General features: G+C 73.5%; 2 protein-coding genes. Both read left to right on the forward strand.

The genetic code is table 11. The annotated features are described in order from the left end of the window. Nucleotides 1-825: phosphopantetheine-binding protein (locus GUY61_RS37790; RefSeq protein ID WP_243767029.1), on the forward strand; the 825-nt coding region annotated here is incomplete at its 5' end. Between the two features lie 155 nt (nt 826-980). Then, the coding region (locus tag GUY61_RS37795) for a beta-ketoacyl synthase N-terminal-like domain-containing protein (RefSeq protein WP_208106951.1) at nt 981-2,040 on the forward strand (1,060 nt) is incomplete at its 3' end.

The raw sequence follows: 2,040 nt of genomic DNA on the forward strand, positions 1-2,040 counted from the left end.
TATAAGAGACAGTTGCAGCGGCGTGGCCGGGCGGAGGCGGGGGTGCTGGTCGAGGGGCTGGCCGAGTCGCACGGTGCGGGTGCGGGTGTGGACTGGGAGGCGTTCTTCGCCGGGTCCGGTGCCCGCCGGGTGCCCCTGCCGACCTACGCCTTCCAGCACCAGCGCTACTGGCTCGACCAGCTCCCCGTCGCGGACGGCGGCTCCGGCCGGGCGCTCGCCGCCGCGCCGCTCCCGCCCGCGGCGGAAGAGCCCGCGCCCGCCGGAACCGTCCCCCTGTCCGAAAGGCTCGCCGATCTCAACGAGGCGCAGCGGGAGCAGTACGTGCTCCAGACCGTGACCACACTGGTCGCGGAGGTCCTCAAGCATCCCGACCCGTCAGGCATCGCCCCCGACCGGCCCTTCCAGGACCTCGGGTTCGACTCCCTGACCGCCGTCGAACTGCGCAACCGGCTCTCCAGGGCCACCGGACTCGCCCTGGCCGCCACCGTGGTCTTCGACCACCCGAACCCGGCGGCCCTCGCCGCCCACGTCCGCGACGCCGCCGCCCCCGTGACGGCCGGCTCCTTCCGTGCCGTGCAGGACGACCTGGACCGGCTGGAGGCATCGCTCACCGCCCTGCCGGACGACGGCGGGACCCGAGCCGAGGTCACGGCCAGGCTGCGGGAACTGCTGGAGCGGCTGTCCGGAGCCGGAGCCGGAGCCGCGCGGTCCGCAGCCCCGGCATCCGGCACGGACGTGGCGGACGTGGCGGAGCTGATCGCGTCCGCGTCCGCCGACGACATCTTCGACTTCATCGACACACAGCTCGGCCGCGCGGCCGACTGACGCGGCGCGGGGGCGGGGCGGGGCCGCAGGACCGTGCGGCCCCGCCGAACGCGGCATGTCCCGCCGTCGGCGCACGAGTCCCGCCTCCGCGCACGTCCCCCCATCCCCTGCACCCTTCCGAGCCGCCCGGCATTCCAAGGAGAGGCTGATTTCGCATGTCCGCTGCCACGCCCGGTGATCAGAAGCCGGACCAGTCCAAGGAACAGAAGCTGGTCGACTACCTGAAGTGGGTGACCGCCGACCTGAAGAAGGCACGCGAGCGGATCACCGAACTGGAGTCCGCCGCACGGGAACCCGTCGCGATCGTGGGCATGGCCTGCCGGTTCCCCGGCGGGGTCCGCTCGCCCGAGGACCTGTGGCGGCTGGTCGCCGACGGAACGGACGCGATCGGCGCGTTCCCCGCGGACCGCGGCTGGGATCTGGACGCGCTGTACGACCCGGACCCCGAGCGCACCGGAACCTCCTACACCCGTGAGGCCGGATTCCTGGAGGGAGCGGCGCTGTTCGACGCCGACTTCTTCGGCATCTCGCCCCGCGAGGCCCTGGCCATGGACCCGCAGCAGCGAGTGCTGCTGGAGACGGCCTGGGAGGCGCTGGAGGACGCCGGCATCGACCCGGCCTCGCTCCGCGGCTCCCGTACGGGAGTGTTCGCGGGCGTGGTCGAGCAGAGCTACCTCCCCCTGGAGGGCCCCGGGGAACTCGAGGGCTACCTGATGACCGGCAAGCTCAGCAGCGTCGCCTCCGGCCGGATCGCCTACACCCTCGGCCTCGAAGGCCCCGCGCTGTCCGTGGACACCGCCTGCTCCTCCTCCCTGGTGGCCCTCCACCTCGCCGCCGAGTCGGTCCGCAGCGGAGAGTCCACGCTCGCCCTGGCGGGCGGCGCCACGATCACGGCGACGCCCGGCGGCTTCGTCGACTTCTCCCGGCAGCGGGGGCTGGCGCCGGACGGGCGTATCAAGTCCTTCGCGGCGGCCGCGGACGGCACCTCCTGGTCCGAGGGCGTCGGCCTCCTCGTCGTCGAGCGGTTGTCGGACGCGCGGCGCAATGGTCACCGGGTGCTGGCGGTGCTGCGGGGCAGTGCGGTGAACCAGGACGGTGCGAGCAATGGTCTGACGGCGCCGAACGGTCCTTCGCAGGAGCGGGTGATCCGGCAGGCGCTGGCCGATGCGCGGTTGGCGGCGGCGGATGTGGATGTGGTGGAGGCGCATGGGACGG

This window comes from Streptomyces sp. GC420 (genome assembly GCF_009916105.1).
GTDB lineage: Bacteria > Actinomycetota > Actinomycetes > Streptomycetales > Streptomycetaceae > Streptomyces.